Source organism: Helicobacter rodentium ATCC 700285 (assembly GCF_000687535.1).
In the GTDB taxonomy this organism is placed as follows: domain Bacteria; phylum Campylobacterota; class Campylobacteria; order Campylobacterales; family Helicobacteraceae; genus Helicobacter_D; species Helicobacter_D rodentium.
This window is the reverse complement of the sequence record NZ_JHWC01000003.1, coordinates 151,654-168,007: the sequence shown is the minus strand read 5'-3', so window position 1 is coordinate 168,007 and position 16,354 is coordinate 151,654. Positions and strand designations below refer to the sequence as shown.

The following is a 16,354-nucleotide window of genomic DNA, read 5'->3' as shown; positions in this document are numbered from 1 at the left end:
GTGGATTGCGTTAAGATTGCGTAAGAAATTGCAATTTTTAAGGATTTTACAATGGCTTCTCTCCTAGCAAAACGCATTATTCCTTGTTTGGATATTAAAAATGGGCGCGTGGTAAAGGGCGTGAATTTCGTGGGGCTTCAAGACGCCGGAGACCCGGTGGAGGTTGCCAAACGCTACAATGACGAGGGTGCAGATGAGATTACCTTTTTAGACATTACCGCAACGATTGAAGCAAGAAACGCAACCCTCACAATGGTGCGCAGTGTCGCAAAAGAAGTGTTTATCCCGCTAACGGTGGGCGGTGGCATTTCAAGTTTAGAGCATATTTATGATTTGCTGAATGCGGGTTGTGATAAAATCAGCCTCAATTCAGCAGCCCTTAAGAATCCAGACTTAATTACACAAAGCGCGAAGCGGTTTGGTTCGCAATGTATTGTCGTAGCCATTGACGCGAAAAGACGCGCAAATGGAGCGGGGTGGGAAGTCTATACGCACGGGGGGCGCAACAACACGGGAGTGGATTTGGAGCAATGGGCAAAGGAATCCTATGAGCGCGGGGCGGGTGAGATTCTGCTTACAAGTATGGATTGCGATGGAACAAAGGCGGGTTATGATTTGGAGCAGTTACGCACTATCTCTAGCGCAGTTGGGATTCCGCTTGTTGCAAGTGGCGGGGCAGGAACTATGCCACATATTTTGGAAGCCTTTTTAAATGGCGCAGACGCCGCACTTGCCGCTTCTATTTTTCATTATCAAGAAATCCATATCGGGGATTTGAAGCAGTATTTAAAGGCACAAGGAATCGCAGTGAGGATTTAGCGAACCTTTGCGCATTTTATATCATAAGAACACGGGGAATGAATTATGCAAGAAAAATTCAAATGGGGTAAGTTTATTTTAGATTGTTTTTTGTGTTTTGGAATTTTAATAGTATCTCCGTTTGTGTTTTTTTATCTAGTTCAATGGCTAAATGATCTGCACTTGCAATGGCTCTTATACCCTATACAATGGCTCTTATACCCTATACAATGGTTTTTTGACATAGATACCCATACCATTAAAGATATGGCAGGTATAGCTAGTTGGTTTTGTTTTCTAAGTATCATTTCATTTTTTATCATTAATTTCTTTTATAAAATACATAAATTAAGCTTATTTTTATCATTAATTTTTATGATATGTTATACCGCGTTTGGATATTATTTTTTTAGCCATTTATAAAGGAATTTCAATGCCATACTTTATAACAATCTATATCCACCCAATGAAAGCTAATATCCCTCACGCCTTTCTAGGCTTAACCAGAAAACACCCTGATGAATTAGACACTATGAAATATGAAAAAGAAATAACATATTGGGACTACAAAGAAGGAAAAATGAAACTTTGGAGAAAAGAAGAAATCAAATGGTACGAGAACTTTGAAAATATAGAATTTAATGATGGCTTTTATGGCTTTGCCCCTGTGGAATCTAGTGTTAGTCATTGGGACAAAGTGTTTGAAAATAATCAATATGTGCTAGAGGAAATATGATGATAAAAAAAGAAATATTCAATTATAATTTACTCACTCAAACATCCGATAAAATTTCTTATATCATAATAATGAATTTTGTAAGCATTGCGTTTAGTGTTGGTATTATTTGGTTGTTTTTTATGATTAAAAATCATATTATTATAAATTTATTTCCTTTGTGTAGCAATTTCTTTGAAGTTTTTACAAGCATATGTTTAACTGCCTTATGTATTTTTGTTTGTGTTTTATTTTTAGGTGTAAATTTTTTGAGAGCTAGTTTATGCTTATTTTTATGGCTCATTTTTATTTTAATTTGTCCCTATATTTTTCCGGATTTTGGTTTTGAGTGGGGTTGGTTTTTAATATGGTTTGGTTGGGCTTTAATAATACTTCCTAGTATTTTGTTAGTTTTTGAAAAAATCCCCTTAAATATCTTTGTTTGGAATGCAATTTTGATTAATTTTATTACATTCGGTGTTAATATATTAACTTATGGGAGTTGGCATAAATGAAATACTACGCAACGATTTATATCAAAACTATGTAAGTCTTGCAAAGCGTCCCTTATCCCCTTGAACTCCCAACCCCTAGCACACTTTTTGCAATGGAAACTTGAAAGTAATTTAATTATGGATTGCCACGAATTGCGTTGCAATTTTTGCAATGACGAGGTAGAGTTTGCTCTCGCAAGGACACAGAATCACGCAAAGGATTTTTCCAAAGATTCCATTACTTAAGCAAGATTAAATTAAAATTTCAAAATTTTATTTATTAGGAAGTAGGCGTATGGTTCAAATTACCGGGCTTGGTATGCAATATGCAACAAAAAAACTCTTTGAAAATGTGAATTTAAAACTAGATAAGGGCAAGAGATATGGGCTAATCGGCGCAAATGGTGCGGGAAAATCTACCTTTTTGAAAATCCTTAGCGGCGAGATTGAACACACGAGTGGCGATATTGCTTTTGATCCTAATGCGAGACTTGGGGTTTTGGGGCAGAATCAATTTGCCTTTGAGGAATTTAGCATTAAAGATTGCGTTCTTTTTGGCAACAAGCGACTTTATGACGCGGTAAAAGAAAAGGAATCGCTCTATAATGCGGGAGATTTTAGCGATGCGGTGAATGAGCGTTTAGGCGAGTTAGAGATGATTTGCGCAGAGGAAGATCCCACCTATGAATACGATGTGCAAATAGAAAAGATTTTAGAGGATTTGGGATTCCCCGCTTTGATGCAAGGGGAGCTAATGAAAACGCTCACGGGTGGGGATAAATTCAAGGTGCTTTTGGCACAAGTTTTGTTTCCAAAGCCCGATATTTTATTTTTAGACGAGCCGACAAACAACCTTGACTTAAAGGCGATTAGCTACTTAGAGGAGCAACTCAAACGACACGAGGGGACGCTTGTTGTCATCTCACACGATAGGCATTTCTTAAATAGCGTTTGCACACATATTTTGGATTTGGATTTTAAAAGTGTGCGTGAGTTTAGCGGCAACTACGATGATTGGTATATCGCCTCCACACTGATTGCTAAGCAACAAGAAATGGAGCGCAACAAAAAGCTAAAAGAAAAGGAGGAGCTAGAATCCTTTATCGCGCGATTCTCGGCAAATGCGAGTAAGGCAAGACAAGCCACAAGCAGACAAAAGCAGCTAGAAAAGCTAGACATTAAAAACTTGGAAGTCTCTAGCCGCCGAGACCCAAGTATTGTGTTTAAGCCCAACCGCACGATTGGAAATGAAGCTTTAAATATTGAGAATCTCTCCTTTGGTTATGGGGATTTGTGCGTTTTAAAGAATCTTAGCCTGACGGTTCTGCCCGGCGATAAAATCGCACTCATCGGACGCAATGGAATTGGAAAAACAACTTTTTGTGAGCTGATTTGCGAGAATCTTAAGCCTCAAAATGGAAGTATCAAATGGGGTGCAACCATTGAGCGTGGCTACTTTCCGCAAAACACAACCGAGCGGATTCAAGGAGAGGAAACACTCTATGAATGGTTAAGGAATTTTGATAAGAAAAAGGAAGCCGGAGAGATTCGCAATGCGCTTGGGCGAATGCTTTTTAATGGAGAGGAGCAAGAAAAAAGTGTCGGCGCACTTAGTGGAGGCGAGAAGCACCGCATAATGCTTAGCAAGCTAATGCTAGAGGGTGGGAACTTCCTTGTGCTAGATGAACCCACAAATCATTTGGATTTGGAGGCGATTATCGCGCTAGGCGAAGCACTCTACAAATATAGCGGAAATGTGATTTGCATAAGCCACGATAGAGAACTCATTGACGCGTATGCGAATCGGATTATCGAGTTTAAAGAAAACAACGAGGTGGTGGATTTTCGCGGAAGCTATGAGGAATATCTTGCTTCGCAAGAACCATAAGAAACTCAAACAATCTATTGTTATTTAAAAAATATAGTGGTTTGTGAGCATATATTAAAATATTTTTATAACAGATAACGATGAATAGCCTCCCCAAAATTGGGAGGAAAAAACTTTAGAGGAAAAACAGATTCCAACCATAACAAATTCTTACGCTTTGTTAAGGGATAAAAGAGGATTTTAGAATCTCATAGCCCTACGCTGTTTGCCGCATCGCTTCCGGGTGCGTATCTATCACCTACAATTACAATCTTGCTTAACTCCTTGTTCATTTCTTGTAACTCGCTTGGGCTAAAAGTTAATAAACTTGCATTAAGATTCTCCTCTAGTCTATGAATCTTAGTCGTCTCTGGGATTGGAATCACAAAGCTTTTGTTGGAGAGAATCCACGCTAAAGAAACTTGTGCAATGGTGGCAGGTTTGCCATTAATGCTTTTACTCTGCGCTACTTTTTTGATAAATTCAATCACACTTTGGTTCGCCTCTAGGGCTTCTTTGGTGTAACGCGGCATAGACGCGCGGAAGTCAAGGGTTGGGTGAAATTTCGTATCTTTTGTGAAATTCCCACCTAAAAACCCTCTATCAAGCGGAGAATAAGCGACAATAGCGATTCCTAACTTCTCGCAAGTGTCCATTATGCCATTGCTTTCTAATTCGCGGAATGCCATAGAGTATTGACTCTGCATTGCCACAGGGGCAAAGACTTTGTGCGCTTTTTATGGTTTTAATCCCTGCTTCGCCTAACGCCCACGCCTTGATTTTACCCATTTTAACTAAATCTTTCATTGTCTCTGCCACTTCCTCAATGGGCGTATCAATATCCACTCTGTGTTGCGTATAAAGGTCAATGCAATCCCTCTGCAATCGCTTCAAACTCCCATCAATCGCGCGCATAATAGACTTACGGCTAGAATCTAGCTGTTGTTTGCCAAAGGGATAATAGAATCCAAATTTTGTATTGATGATAATTTTGTCTTTATAGCCTTTTAAAGCCTCACCCAAAAGCTCCTCATTTGTGTGCGGTCCATACACTTCAGCGGTATCAAAATAACTATACCCCAAATCTACTGCTTTATGCAGCAGTTTAATCATCTCTTTTTTGTCTCTTGCCGGTCCGTGATTTGCGCTCATTCCCATACAACCTAAGCCAATGGCTGAAACTTTAAAATTCCCGATTTTTCGTTTGAGGAGAATATAAAAAAATAAGATTTTGCTTGATTCCTTTGCTATGAGATTGGTGGGGGGCTGAATTTACTAGATTCCTCTTTAGTGAATGAGAAATTTTTAAAAATTTTTGATTATTCCCCTAGTCATTTAAAAAAAGCAAAGAGTAAAATAGGGGGATTCCTTACAAACGCCACCGCCTAGATTCACAAAGCACAAAGTTCTTTATAGCTTTTCGCCCCTGCTCGTTTTAGGCTCTCTTTATCGTTTAATGCCATATCCAAAACACTTTTTTGTTTATCGGTCGCATTCACATCTGCACCAAGCGCAATGAGGGCTTTTATTACTTGTATTTTAGGGAGGAGCTAGAGAGAAGTAGAATCATCAAGGGCGTTTGGGAAATCTTATGTTTGCCTATGGAGGCAACCCCGCCAAAGTGCTAAAAAGCATTGAGGGGTATGAGAGGTAAAAACGGGATTAGCTACACTTAGTTCCATTACACCTTTAAGGATTCTATCTGCCAAGCCCCATTACAATGGCAAGTTTTGCAATTTTTTCAATAAATCGCTTAACCTTACCTTTGAAAGATAAAATTCTAAGGCAATTTGCGCTTCTTCAAAAGATGAATCCAAAATAAGATGAATGTTTTTGCCCAAAGGGCAAAGCGTATTAGGATTAGCGTGAAACTTAAAAAGTCTATTTTTGCCATTAGTCTCTTTGCCGCCCATAGACTGCACGGCATTAAAAATATCTAAAAGGCTTATTTCTTGCGGTTTTTTGCTTAATACGCTTCCACCACTGCCTCGTGCCACGCTTACTAAACTCGCAGATTTAAGTTGGGCAAGGATATTGCGGATAATCACGCTATTCACTCCCACAGAATCCGCTAGAGCCTCGCTTGTCATCTTTTTACAATGGGCTTTGTTAGTATTTGCATTATATTCTGAATCCTCATTGAAAAACTCTAAACACAAACAGATATGGATAGCGACACTAAAGCGTGAGGGGATTTGCATAGGACACCCTTTTATTAATTTGCGCCATTATAGCATAAGATTATATTGTAATACTTGACATTACAACAAAACTACTTTATACTTCCGCTATTCCTAGTTGTAATATTATTTATTACATTAAAAAAGGTAAAAATCAAGGAGTCCCAATGAATCTCATTCTTTTTACTATTTTACTTGCTGTATTTGTCGTGCCTAGCTCTATTTCTGGCACAGCTATTGCCTTACCCTATATTGCAGAGGATATTGGAAGTGATACCACGCTCTTACAATGGGTTGTGAATAGCTTTAATCTATTTTTTGCGTGTTTTACGCTCATTTGGGGTGCTATAAGTGATAGATTAGGTGCAAAAACTTGTCTTATTGCTGGGGTGGCAACCTATCTTTTAGGCTCAATACTCTCATTTCTCGCTCCTAGCCTGCTTTGGCTTGATGTGGGTAGAGCTTTAGCGGGGATTGGCGGGGCGAGTGTTTTTGCGTGTGGAAGTGCTATTTTAATTCGCACTTTTGAAGACAAGGAACGAGTGAAAGCCTTTGCATTTTTTGGCACAACCGCAGGGCTTGGCATTACCTTAGGACCCACATTAAGTGGATTCCTCATTGACCTTTTTGCGTGGAGGGCGATTTTTGTCTTTCATTTCCTCACACTTGGGGCTGTTTTGCTCCTTTCTCCTATGTTGCCAAAAGACCCACAAAAACAACAAAAAGCCTTTAAGTTTGATAAAATAGGTGCGCTTCTCTTTATTGCTTTTATGTCAAGCTTTATGCTTTTTATTACCAAAATCCACGCTTTCAAAGAGCCTCAAACACTTGGAATATTAGCTTTTTGTATCATTGTAGGGATAGTTTTTGGGGTACAAGAGAGAAGTTTGCACTATAAAAACATTATACCAAATCCTACTTTACACATTCCTCAACCGCTTTTAGACTTTGAAGTGCTTAAAAATACTTCGTTTTTGGGATTTAGCCTTGTAACGGTGATTGCTGGATTTAGCTTTGTCGTATTACTCACTTATTTTCCTACTTTTCTCTCTATAAACTTTGGATTCTCTGCCTCTTTTTCTGGGCTTTTTATGCTCTCCCTCACTGCGCCTATACTATTTTGTCCCATTCTTGCAGGAAAAATGCTAAACAAAGGGGTAGATTCTAAAGCTCTTGCCCTTGCAATGTCTTTGATGATGAGCTTAGGAATCTTTGCACTTTTAATCATCTTGCATACTCTAAGCGGTGTTACGTTGCAGATAATGACGCTTTTAGTGCTTTTTGTTATTGGCTGTGGTATGGGATTACACGCAGGGGCGATTGATGGATTGGCTCTTGGGAGTGTAGAATCTGCTAAAAGTGGCTTAGGAGCAGGAGCGCTTAATTCCCTGCGTTTAGGCTCTGAAGCGGTGGGAGTGAGCCTCTATGGCGCACTTATGGTGGTGTTTATTACCGCAAATCTCTCCTATCTTGTGGATAGTAAAGATTCTGTGTATCCCATTGTAGAAAGTATCGCGAGTGGAAATCTTAGTTTGGTTGAAAATTCTCAAATTATTGCAAATGCATCCTCTATTTATCTGCAATCTTTTTCTTATACTTTAGGAATCTTGGGGCTTATAAGCCTTACTTTAAGCTTAGGTGTTTGGAGATTGCTTGGGAGAATAAAAAGGGATTAACCACGCAAAGATAATATGTGTAAATCAAATGCCACTTTAAGAGAATCTAACAAAGTAAATTTCAAGTAGGTTTTTGATAGAATCGCAGAATTTTGCAATAAATTTAAGAGAACAACAAATCCTAAAAAAAGGATAAAAAGGCGATGAAACTTCAAGATATTTTGTTGGATTCAGATTATGCTTTAGAGCTATTTAGCCAAGATTCTATTAAAAGTTTAGAATCAAGGACTATCACAAAAGAGACAAAGGCGGGTGCTTTAGCCTACTACGCCCCTTGTCTTATCCGCAATAAAGAAATCAAACTTACTCCAGAAGAAATTATCCGCCAACTCTACCTTGATAAACTTATCAATGAATACCAATATCCAAAAAGCAGGATTCAAGTGGAATATGCTGTGCATTTTGGGCGTGAGGTTAAAAGAGCGGATATTGTGGTAATGGATAAACTTCAAATCACAAGCGCGTATATTATTGTTGAGCTTAAAAAGCCAAAACTCAAAGATGGCAAAGAGCAGCTTAAAGGCTATTGCAATGCCACAGGTGCGACTATGGCGGTATGGAGCAATGGAAGCCAAATTAGTTATTATCATCGCAAAGACCCGAATTATTTTCAAGAAATCCCTAATATCCCTACAAGCGATAAAAGCCTTAAAGATATTTTGCAAAGCAATTTTACCTTTGCAGATTTGATTGAAAAAGACAAGTTAAAGATACAAAAGAAAAGTTTAAAAAAGATTATTGTGGATATGGAAGATGAGGTTTTAGCAAATGCTGGGGTTGATGTGTTTGAAGAGGTATTTAAACTCATCTTTATCAAGCTTTATGATGAGTTAGAGGGTGCAAGAGATGCACAAAGGAATTTAGAATTTAAAAATTATGGTGAATCTGATACAGAGCTAAAAGAAAAAATAGAAAAACTTTTTGCTAAAGCAAAGAAAAAATGGGAGGGCGTGTTTAGCGATGATGAGAAAATCCGTCTAAGCCCCTCGCATTTAAGTGTTTGCATAGGCTCACTAGAGGAAGTTAAGCTTTTTAATTCTAATTTAGAAGTCATTGATGATGCGTTTGAATATCTTGTCAATAAATCTGCTAAAGGCGAGAAAGGGCAGTATTTTACCCCGCGCTATGTGATTGATATGTGTGTAAAAATGCTAAATCCTAAAAAGCAAGAAAGTATGATAGATACCGCAAGTGGAAGCTGTGGATTCCCGATTCATACTTGCTTTTATGTGTGGAAAAATATTTATAAGCAAAAAGGTATTGAAGCAAGTCATCTTTTTACAGCAGAGAAAAAAATTCCAGAATGCGAGGATTATGTGAGAGAAAAAATCTTTGGTGTGGATTTTGATGAAAAAAGTGTGCGAGTTTCAAAAATGCTCAATCTAATCGCGGGTGATGGGCATACAAATGTGTTATATCTTAATTCTATTGACTATATGCAATGGGAGGAATGGACAAAAAATGAGGATTGGAACGATGTGTATAATGAGGGCTTTAAAGGGCTGAAGAAACTAAGGGCAAGCAAAAATGAAAATAGAGATTTTAACTTTGATATTCTTATGGCAAATCCGCCTTTTGCGGGAGATATTAAAGAAAGCAAGATTCTAGCGCGTTATGAACTAGGCAAAAACGCGAATGGCAAGACACAAAGCAAGGTGGGACGCGATATTTTGTTCATTGAACGAAATCTTGATATGTTGCGTCCGGGCGGGAGAATGGCTATCGTGTTACCACAAGGGAGATTCAATAATTCAAGCGATAAATATATAAGAGAATTTATAGCACAAAGGGCTAGAATCCTAGCAGTAGTGGGGCTACATCAAAATGTCTTTAAGCCTCATACAGGCACAAAAACAAGCGTTTTATTCCTGCAAAAATGGGGTGGAGATGATGGAAAAGGTGGGGAGCTTTGCCCAAAGCAAGAGGATTATAATATTTTCTTTGCAACCCAAAGTCTGCCTAGTAAGGATAATTCAGGCGAGAAAATCTACTATGAAAAGCTAGACTCACACAAACATTTAATCGTCAAGCACGATTTGTTTCACCCACATTTAGAGGGTGATGAGCCGATTTTACAAAAGGGCGAGAGTGAGGAAGCATTTGAGCAAAGAATGCAAGAATATAAAGCAAATTGTGAAAAATACAAAGACTTACAATCAGATGGAATCGCCGAAGCGTTCATAGAATTTGCAAAAAGCGAAAATCTGAGTTTTTGGAGGGAGTAAGTATTGTAAATTTGAAGTTTGAGGTAAAATGATAGAGAAATTTAGAGTAGCCTCTCACTTAAGAGTTCCCCGCAACTATCGGCAGGTTAGCTCTCTAAATTGGGGTTATTATAGTATAATAATCATTAACAAAACATTAACAAGGAGAGCAAAAATGTCTTTTTCTTTGCAAGAGAGTGAATACACAAAAATTAGAGATTTATTTGTTAATTATCCCACACTCTTAACACAAGATTTTGAAAATCGCATTAAAAGAAGCATTTGCGTTTTGCATTTTGCTTACCTTTGGGGAGCTTGTAAAGAGGCACAAGCTATTTTATCCAAATATCCCACAACAGATATTTTTTCGCTTATTATGCGTTTATACACCAAAAAAAGAAAATTTCATCAAGCAAATTTTTTGCTTTTACATTGTTTTGAAAATGCTTTGCGTAGCACATTAGCAGTAAAAATTGCAGATTTATACAACAAAACTTGTGATGATTGGTTTTTGCAGCCTATAAATTCTAATACTTCGTCAGCTTTCGCAAAACTTCTAAAAATAGTCCAGCGAAGATGTAAGGGCTTGGAGGAAAGCAAAAAAACTACTTGGAGAATCTTTGATTGTTTTTATTTAATAGACTTGCAAGAAATTTTAGAACAGCATTGGAGTGAGTTTGCTTCTGTCTTTAAAAATGAGAAAATCTATAAAGATCAAACTTTACCAAGCTATGGCACAAAAGAACATTTGATTACAAAAATAAGTCAAATCCGTACAGCAAGAAATGATGTTTTTCACAATAAACCTACAAAAATTAAATTTCAAAAAGACCTAGAGATTTTACTTTTGCGTTTAGGTTATAATTTAGAGGAAGCAATCAATATAGGTGAAGTCTCAACTGCTATCACATTGCAGTATAACTATAAGGAATCAAGATGAGCCTTAATGGAATCTTACAAGAAAAATTCCCACATCTTGAGCTAAGTGTGCTAAAACTTAGTGAAGTGAAAAGGGATAATGCAACCAAGCGGATTGATAGTGAATATTTTAAAAAGGAGTATTTGGAGAATGAGGAGAAAACACAAACTTATCTACCTTTAGGAAAGTTCTGTTTAATAAGGAGTGGAATAACTCCAAAAGATAGAGACGAGAATTTAAAAGATGGTGTAATATTATTAAAAACTACCAATATTAGAAATTCTATTTTGTCAAATACTGATGACTATTTTTATATAGACAAAAACACTAACATAAAGATGAAAAATACACAACTTAAGGAAGGAGATGTTTTAATCAATATTGTTGGAGCAACAACAGAAGTTATAGGTAGAGTAGCATTAATACCCAAACAATTTAATAATGCCAACATAACTCAAGCAATGGCCTTTTGTCGTGTAATCAACAAAATAGTTTCAAATTCGTATTTATTTATCGTTTTGCAAACAAAAAATAGCTTGTTGCAGATTAAAAGGGTGGCACGACCAACTGGGCAATTCAACTTAAATTTAGAGGAAGTAAAACAAATCAAAATCCCCCTGCTCCCTATGCCCTTTCAACTAGAAATTGAAAAGCTTGTAAAAGATTCTCACCTTGCCCTAGAACAAAGCAAAGCCTTATATAAAGAAGCAGAGGATTTGCTCTATACTGAACTTGGATTAAACCCACAAAATCCACTGCAAAGTATTTTGCAATCTCATAGCAATGACATAAACTTTCGCATTGCTACCCTAAAAGAATCTTTCCTAAAAATAGGACGCCTAGATTCTGAATATTATCAAGTCAAGTATGAGGAGATAGAAAAGAGGATTAAAACCTATACTAATGGATATTGCAAATTAAAGGATATTGTGGTTAGCTTTTCTGGTGGCTTTGCATTTTCAAGCAATGAATATTTAGAAAATGGGGATTTGGCACTTATTAGGATAAATAATATTAAAAATGCAAATTTAGATATGAATAATGCTGTTTATCTCAATGATGAAGCAATCTCTTTAAGTCCAAAAGATAAAGTTAAAAAAGGAGATGTTTTAATTTCAATGTCTGGTAGTATCGGTTTATCTTGTGTGGTGAGAGAAAATTTACAAGCTATGGTAAATCAACGCATTTTAAAAATTAGTATTGATAATTTTAATGCCGATGTGTTGGTTTTGCTTTTAAATTCTGTTTTATGCAAATTACAATTTGAGAGAATTGGCACAGGGGGAGTTCAAACAAATCTTGCTACCTCTGATATTTTAAATATCCTTATCCCAAAAATTAATCCCAACACTCAAGATTCTATTGCTTCTCATATTCAACAAAGTTTTACTTTAAGGGCTGAAGCAAAAGCGCTTTTAAACGAAGCTAAAGCAAAAGTAGAATCCGCTATTATCGGGGGGGGGGGTAAATAATGCCTCTTTTGTAGCCTTTAGAATCCAAATCTTTAGAATCTATTTCCCACAAATCAAAGCAAAATTACGCGATTCTAAAAGGGCTTATCGCTTAGGCGAATGGGAGCTTTTAGAGAATCTGCTAGGTTTAAAAACCTTATCTTTTTCTAAAAAATCTTTTGATAAAAATGTGGAATCTTTTAAATTTAGCAAAAATTCACATACCCAAAAACTTAATATCAGCATTCAATCTTTAAGTCAAAGCTTTGGTGTAAGCGGTAGGTTAGATTCAGAATATTATCAAGTTAAGTATGAAAGAAACGAAGCGGTAATAAAATCTAAACCTTATGCGAGACTAAAGGATATAGTAGCAATTAAGAAATCCATAGAGCCCGGTAGTGGAGCATATAGAGAAAGTGGAATCCCCTTTATAAGGGTAAGCAATCTTAGCCCATTTGGCATAAGTCAAAGTGAAGTATTTTTAGATTCTAAGGATTTCAAAAAAGGTGAGTTAGAATCACTTTATCCGAAAGCAAACACAATTTTACTTAGTAAAGATGGGAGCGTGGGGATTAGCTATTGCCTAGAGAACGATTTAGAGTGCGTTACAAGCGGGGCAATTTTGCATCTAACAATTAAAAATCAAGCTCTTATCTTGCCTCAATATCTAAGCTTAGTTTTAAATGCATTGCCTACTAAACTTCAATCACAAAGAGATAGCGGAGGCTCTATTATCGCGCATTGGAAAATAAGTGAGATTAAAAACCTCTTAATCCCCTTACTAGAACTTTCTATTCAAGAAACAATAGAATCCAAAATCACCCAAAGCTTTGCTTTAAGAGCAAAAAGCAAAGAGTTATTAGAGAAAGCTAAAGCAAAGGTGGAGGAAAAAATAAGTTTGCCTTAAATCACCTAACCCCCATTGCCTTTGAGATTCAAACACTAAACAAATCCTCTCGCTTTACGCATTTCCGCCGCAAAAGAATCGCGATAATGCCTTTTATGTCTTTATTCTCTATTTTTTAGAGACTTCAAAACCGCATAGCCAAGCCACATTAGAAAGCACACAACAAAAATGCTAACCCAAGTCTCATCAAGCCCCACAGGTTGCGTTAAATCAAAAAATCCTTCAAACATTCTTGCCCTTAAGATTCCACTTTAGAATCTGCTAAAACTCCAGCACAACGCACACAAGGCTCATTCTCATTCATAGAAATAAATTGCCAACAGCGCGGACATTTGTGTCCTTTAGCTTGGCAAACAAAATAAGTTTCTCCCTCAAAACTAAAGGTTGCTAACACATTAGAATTTTCGTTCTCACTTCGCACCGCACTCACCATAAGCCATAGATTCAACTCTTTAAATTCCGCCATTTTAGGAGGGATTATCAAGTCCGTTTCTAGCGTGGATTTGATTTTAGATTCTTTTTTAAGATTGTCAATTTGTTCCAAGAAATGTGAGCGCAAAGTAAGCAATTTTTCAAAATCCAAGCTTGGATTCTCAAAGTAGGGCAGTGGCTGATAGAGAACCTCAAGCACCGCTGTTGCTTTATCTTGAATCCCCGCGATTCCGCAACACTCAAGCAAGGCTTTACTTTGCGTATGGTTTAAAGCCTCATTAATCGTATAAGTTAGAATCGGAGCTAGAAGCCCAAACAATCGCCCACAAAGGAGTGCCATTACACTTTGCGCCGCCTTGCGCTCTTTAGAATCTAGCGCGTTGCAGTAAAGATTATCTTTGCAAATATCAAGATAGATTCCGCTTAACTCCACATTGAGAAAATAATTTAGCTCCTGCAAACCTTTGGAAAACTCGTATTCTAAGAAAAGCGTATGGACATTATCAAAGCAAACTTTAGCTGATTTTAAAATCCACAAATCAATTTGTGAGAAATGCCCCACTTCTAAGGATTCTAGGGATTCCACATTGGCAAGTAAAAAGCGGATTGTATTGCGGATTTTGCGGTAATTGTCTCCCACTTGCTTTAGGATATTTTCTGAAATTCTTTGGTCGTTTTGATAATCACTTTGCGCAACCCAAAGGCGTAGAATCTCACTTCCAAACTCTTTTAACACTTTTTCAGGCAGAATCACATTGCCCTTAGACTTGCTCATTTTTTCGCCATTTTCGTCCATTGTGAAGCCGTGTGTGAGAATGCTTTGATAAGGCGCATACTCATTGACTGCACAACTCACGAGCAAGGAGCTATGAAACCACCCTCTATGCTGGTCGCTTCCCTCTAAATACATACTCGCAGGATAGCTCCCACTTGCATATTGATTAGATTCCAAAACTGCCTTCCAAGTGCTTCCACTATCAAACCAAACATCTAAAATATGATGCACTTTTTCTAAATGCGCACTTTGGTTTTTAAATTCTGGTGGCAAAAGCTCCTCTACGCTTCTGCTCCACCACGCATCACAACCCTCTTTTGCAAAAATCTCTGCTACATAGTCTAAAACTTCCGCATCTAAAAGAATCTCACCACTGCGCTTATCTTTAAAAAACGCAATCGGCACACCCCAATCCCTCTGCCGTGAAATGCACCAATCCGGGCGGTCCTCAATCATAGAGTAGATTCTGCGCATTCCGTGTTCTGGGTAGAATCGCGTTTTTTGGATTTGCTCCAATGCCACTTGACGCAGAGTTTTGCCCTCTTTTGTGTAGGGTTCGTCCATTAGGATAAACCATTGCGCCGTAGCGCGAAAAATCACGGGTTGGTGCGAACGCCAACAATGCGGGTAAGAGTGCTTGATTTTTGTGTGTCTTAGCAGATTCTTGCCTAGCAACTCAAGAATCCTTGCGTGGGTATCAAAGATAAATTTGCCCACAAACTCATCGGGATTGAAAAACAACTGCTCCCTAATGAGTGTTTCATCAAAGCAACCCTTGTCATCTACGGGCATATACACAGGCAAATGGTATTTTAAACCGATAAAGTAGTCGTCCTCTCCGTGTCCGGGTGCAGTATGCACACAACCGCTTCCCTCGCCCACAGCCACATGCTCTCCTAAGACAATCTTAGAATCTTTGCCATTTAGAGGATTGATTGCGTGTTTGTTTTCTAAAATTTGCGCTTTAAAAGTCTTTAGGATTCCATTCTCTACAATGCCCATTTGTGCGAGTTTTTCTACTTGTGAAGCTAACACGATTTTATGGTCTTGCGTTAGTGCATAGGATTCTTCAGGATTCAGTGCGATTCCACTATTTGCTGGTAGTGTCCAAGGTGTCGTCGTCCAAATCACACAGAAAGCTTCTTTTACCCCTAGCACTTGGAGTGCGTCCTCTTTTAAAGCAAAGGCAACAAAGATAGAATCGCTCTCTTTTTCGGCGTATTCTACTTCCGCTTCTGCTAAGGCGGTTTGACAAGCCCAACTCCAATATACAGGCTTACTGCGCTCTTTTAGAAGTCCTTTTTTTGCGATGATACAAAGGGCTTTGTAAATCTCTGCTTCAAAGGCAAAATCCATCGTCTTATAGGGATTCTCAAAATCTCCCCAAACACCTAATTGCAAAAACTCCTCTTTTTGGATTCCTACAAACTCTTGCGCGTGATTTCTGCATAATTCGCGGATTTTTGTTTTGGGCAAGGTGTCCTTTTTTTCTTTGCCGATTTTTTTCTCCACTTGTTGCTCAATAGGCAATCCGTGGCAATCCCAACCGGGCGTGTAAAATACTTTTTCTCCTTGAAAATAATGTTGCTTTACAATAATGTCTTTTAGGATTTTATTTAATGCGTGCCCAATGTGAATATGCCCATTTGCGTAAGGCGGTCCATCGTGGAGATTAAAAGTTGTGTTTGCATTTTGGCGGTTTTGGAGCATTTTTGCATATAGATTGCTTTTTGCCCACGATAAATAGGTTTTTGGTTCGTTTTGTGGTAAGTTTCCGCGCATAGGAAAACTTGTCGCAGGTAGCACAAGAGTATCTTTGTAATCCATAAAATTCCTTTGTTTTGACAATGAAGGCAGATTTTACCTTGATTTCTTTTAAAAGTGCCTAATTTTTAAGTTTTTTTAACTAATTTTTGATTACACTTAATCTATGAAA

General features: G+C 37.7%; 13 protein-coding genes and 1 pseudogene. 10 read left to right on the top strand and 4 right to left on the bottom strand.

Annotation, left to right across the window (positions count from 1 at the left end; translation table 11 throughout):
- Window positions 1-51 precede the first annotated feature (51 nt).
- The 5 genes from hisF to BS85_RS0103480 all read left to right on the top strand — a co-directional run bounded on the left by hisF (window position 52) and on the right by BS85_RS0103480 (window position 3,895).
- Window positions 52-819: an imidazole glycerol phosphate synthase subunit HisF gene (gene hisF / locus BS85_RS0103510; RefSeq protein ID WP_026943583.1), complete on the top strand. Its 768-nt coding sequence runs from the start codon at window positions 52-54 to the stop codon at window positions 817-819.
- Window positions 820-1,231: 412 nt separating this feature from the next.
- Complete coding sequence (locus tag BS85_RS10195) at window positions 1,232-1,534, top strand: hypothetical protein (RefSeq protein WP_034551072.1); 303 nt, start codon at window positions 1,232-1,234, stop codon at window positions 1,532-1,534.
- A complete protein-coding gene (locus BS85_RS0103490; protein ID WP_026943581.1) occupies window positions 1,534-2,028 on the top strand; it encodes a hypothetical protein in 495 nt (164 codons plus the stop codon). Before BS85_RS10195 ends, BS85_RS0103490 begins: the two co-directional genes overlap by 1 nt.
- Before the next feature lie 87 nt (window positions 2,029-2,115).
- On the top strand, window positions 2,116-2,253 hold the full coding sequence (locus BS85_RS11270) for a hypothetical protein (RefSeq protein WP_156938032.1): 138 nt from the start codon (window positions 2,116-2,118) through the stop codon (window positions 2,251-2,253).
- 49 nt (window positions 2,254-2,302) lie between these two features.
- Entirely contained in the window at window positions 2,303-3,895 is a 1,593-nt protein-coding gene (locus BS85_RS0103480) for an ABC-F family ATP-binding cassette domain-containing protein (protein ID WP_026943580.1), read from the top strand.
- A gap of 188 nt (window positions 3,896-4,083) precedes the next feature.
- On the opposite strand, the pseudogene BS85_RS10190 reads toward BS85_RS0103480, so the two are convergent.
- Together BS85_RS10190 and BS85_RS0103465 are read right to left on the bottom strand one after the other, a co-directional pair.
- A pseudogene (locus BS85_RS10190) lies at window positions 4,084-4,987 on the bottom strand (aldo/keto reductase).
- Window positions 4,988-5,589: 602 nt separating this feature from the next.
- Window positions 5,590-6,075, bottom strand: coding sequence for an Rrf2 family transcriptional regulator (locus BS85_RS0103465; protein ID WP_026943579.1), 486 nt, complete (start codon window positions 6,073-6,075; stop codon window positions 5,590-5,592).
- Window positions 6,076-6,221: 146 nt separating this feature from the next.
- Between BS85_RS0103465 and BS85_RS0103460 the strand changes: the two genes are divergently transcribed.
- From BS85_RS0103460 to BS85_RS0103440, 5 genes are all read left to right on the top strand, one after another.
- Window positions 6,222-7,730, top strand: coding sequence for an MFS transporter (locus BS85_RS0103460; RefSeq protein WP_026943578.1), 1,509 nt, complete (start codon window positions 6,222-6,224; stop codon window positions 7,728-7,730).
- A gap of 143 nt (window positions 7,731-7,873) precedes the next feature.
- Window positions 7,874-9,955, top strand: coding sequence for a type I restriction-modification system subunit M (locus BS85_RS0103455; RefSeq protein WP_026943577.1), 2,082 nt, complete (start codon window positions 7,874-7,876; stop codon window positions 9,953-9,955).
- 154 nt (window positions 9,956-10,109) lie between these two features.
- A complete protein-coding gene (locus BS85_RS10185) occupies window positions 10,110-10,874 on the top strand; it encodes a hypothetical protein (RefSeq protein ID WP_051604666.1) in 765 nt (254 codons plus the stop codon).
- Window positions 10,871-12,325 (top strand): restriction endonuclease subunit S, encoded by a 1,455-nt coding sequence (locus BS85_RS0103445; protein WP_026943576.1) that lies wholly within the window; start codon window positions 10,871-10,873, stop codon window positions 12,323-12,325. Before BS85_RS10185 ends, BS85_RS0103445 begins: the two co-directional genes overlap by 4 nt.
- 169 nt (window positions 12,326-12,494) lie before the next feature.
- Complete coding sequence (locus tag BS85_RS0103440) at window positions 12,495-13,211, top strand: restriction endonuclease subunit S (RefSeq protein WP_026943575.1); 717 nt, start codon at window positions 12,495-12,497, stop codon at window positions 13,209-13,211.
- Window positions 13,212-13,312: 101 nt separating this feature from the next.
- On the opposite strand, the gene BS85_RS12040 is transcribed toward BS85_RS0103440, so the two are convergent.
- Together BS85_RS12040 and ileS are read right to left on the bottom strand one after the other, a co-directional pair.
- The gene (locus tag BS85_RS12040) at window positions 13,313-13,441 is read right to left on the bottom strand and encodes a hypothetical protein (protein WP_273214006.1); all 129 of its coding nucleotides are present in this window, start codon (window positions 13,439-13,441) and stop codon (window positions 13,313-13,315) included.
- Between the two features lie 8 nt (window positions 13,442-13,449).
- A complete protein-coding gene (gene ileS / locus BS85_RS0103430) occupies window positions 13,450-16,245 on the bottom strand; it encodes an isoleucine--tRNA ligase (RefSeq protein ID WP_026943574.1) in 2,796 nt (931 codons plus the stop codon).
- Between the last annotated feature and the right edge of the window lie 109 nt (window positions 16,246-16,354).

Excerpts from the sequence above, each read along its gene's own strand:
- BS85_RS10195 (WP_034551072.1), top strand. The coding sequence starts at position 1,232 with ATGCCATACTTTATAACAATCTATATCCACCCAATGAAAGCTAATATC.
- BS85_RS12040 (WP_273214006.1), bottom strand. The coding sequence starts at position 13,441 with ATGTTTGAAGGATTTTTTGATTTAACGCAACCTGTGGGGCTTGATGAG.
- hisF (WP_026943583.1), top strand. The coding sequence starts at position 52 with ATGGCTTCTCTCCTAGCAAAACGCATTATTCCTTGTTTGGATATTAAA.
- BS85_RS0103465 (WP_026943579.1), bottom strand. The coding sequence starts at position 6,075 with ATGCAAATCCCCTCACGCTTTAGTGTCGCTATCCATATCTGTTTGTGT.
- BS85_RS0103455 (WP_026943577.1), top strand. The coding sequence starts at position 7,874 with ATGAAACTTCAAGATATTTTGTTGGATTCAGATTATGCTTTAGAGCTA.
- ileS (WP_026943574.1), bottom strand. The coding sequence starts at position 16,245 with ATGGATTACAAAGATACTCTTGTGCTACCTGCGACAAGTTTTCCTATG.
- BS85_RS0103460 (WP_026943578.1), top strand. The coding sequence starts at position 6,222 with ATGAATCTCATTCTTTTTACTATTTTACTTGCTGTATTTGTCGTGCCT.
- BS85_RS0103490 (WP_026943581.1), top strand. The coding sequence starts at position 1,534 with ATGATAAAAAAAGAAATATTCAATTATAATTTACTCACTCAAACATCC.
- BS85_RS0103480 (WP_026943580.1), top strand. The coding sequence starts at position 2,303 with ATGGTTCAAATTACCGGGCTTGGTATGCAATATGCAACAAAAAAACTC.
- BS85_RS10185 (WP_051604666.1), top strand. The coding sequence starts at position 10,110 with ATGTCTTTTTCTTTGCAAGAGAGTGAATACACAAAAATTAGAGATTTA.
- BS85_RS0103445 (WP_026943576.1), top strand. The coding sequence starts at position 10,871 with ATGAGCCTTAATGGAATCTTACAAGAAAAATTCCCACATCTTGAGCTA.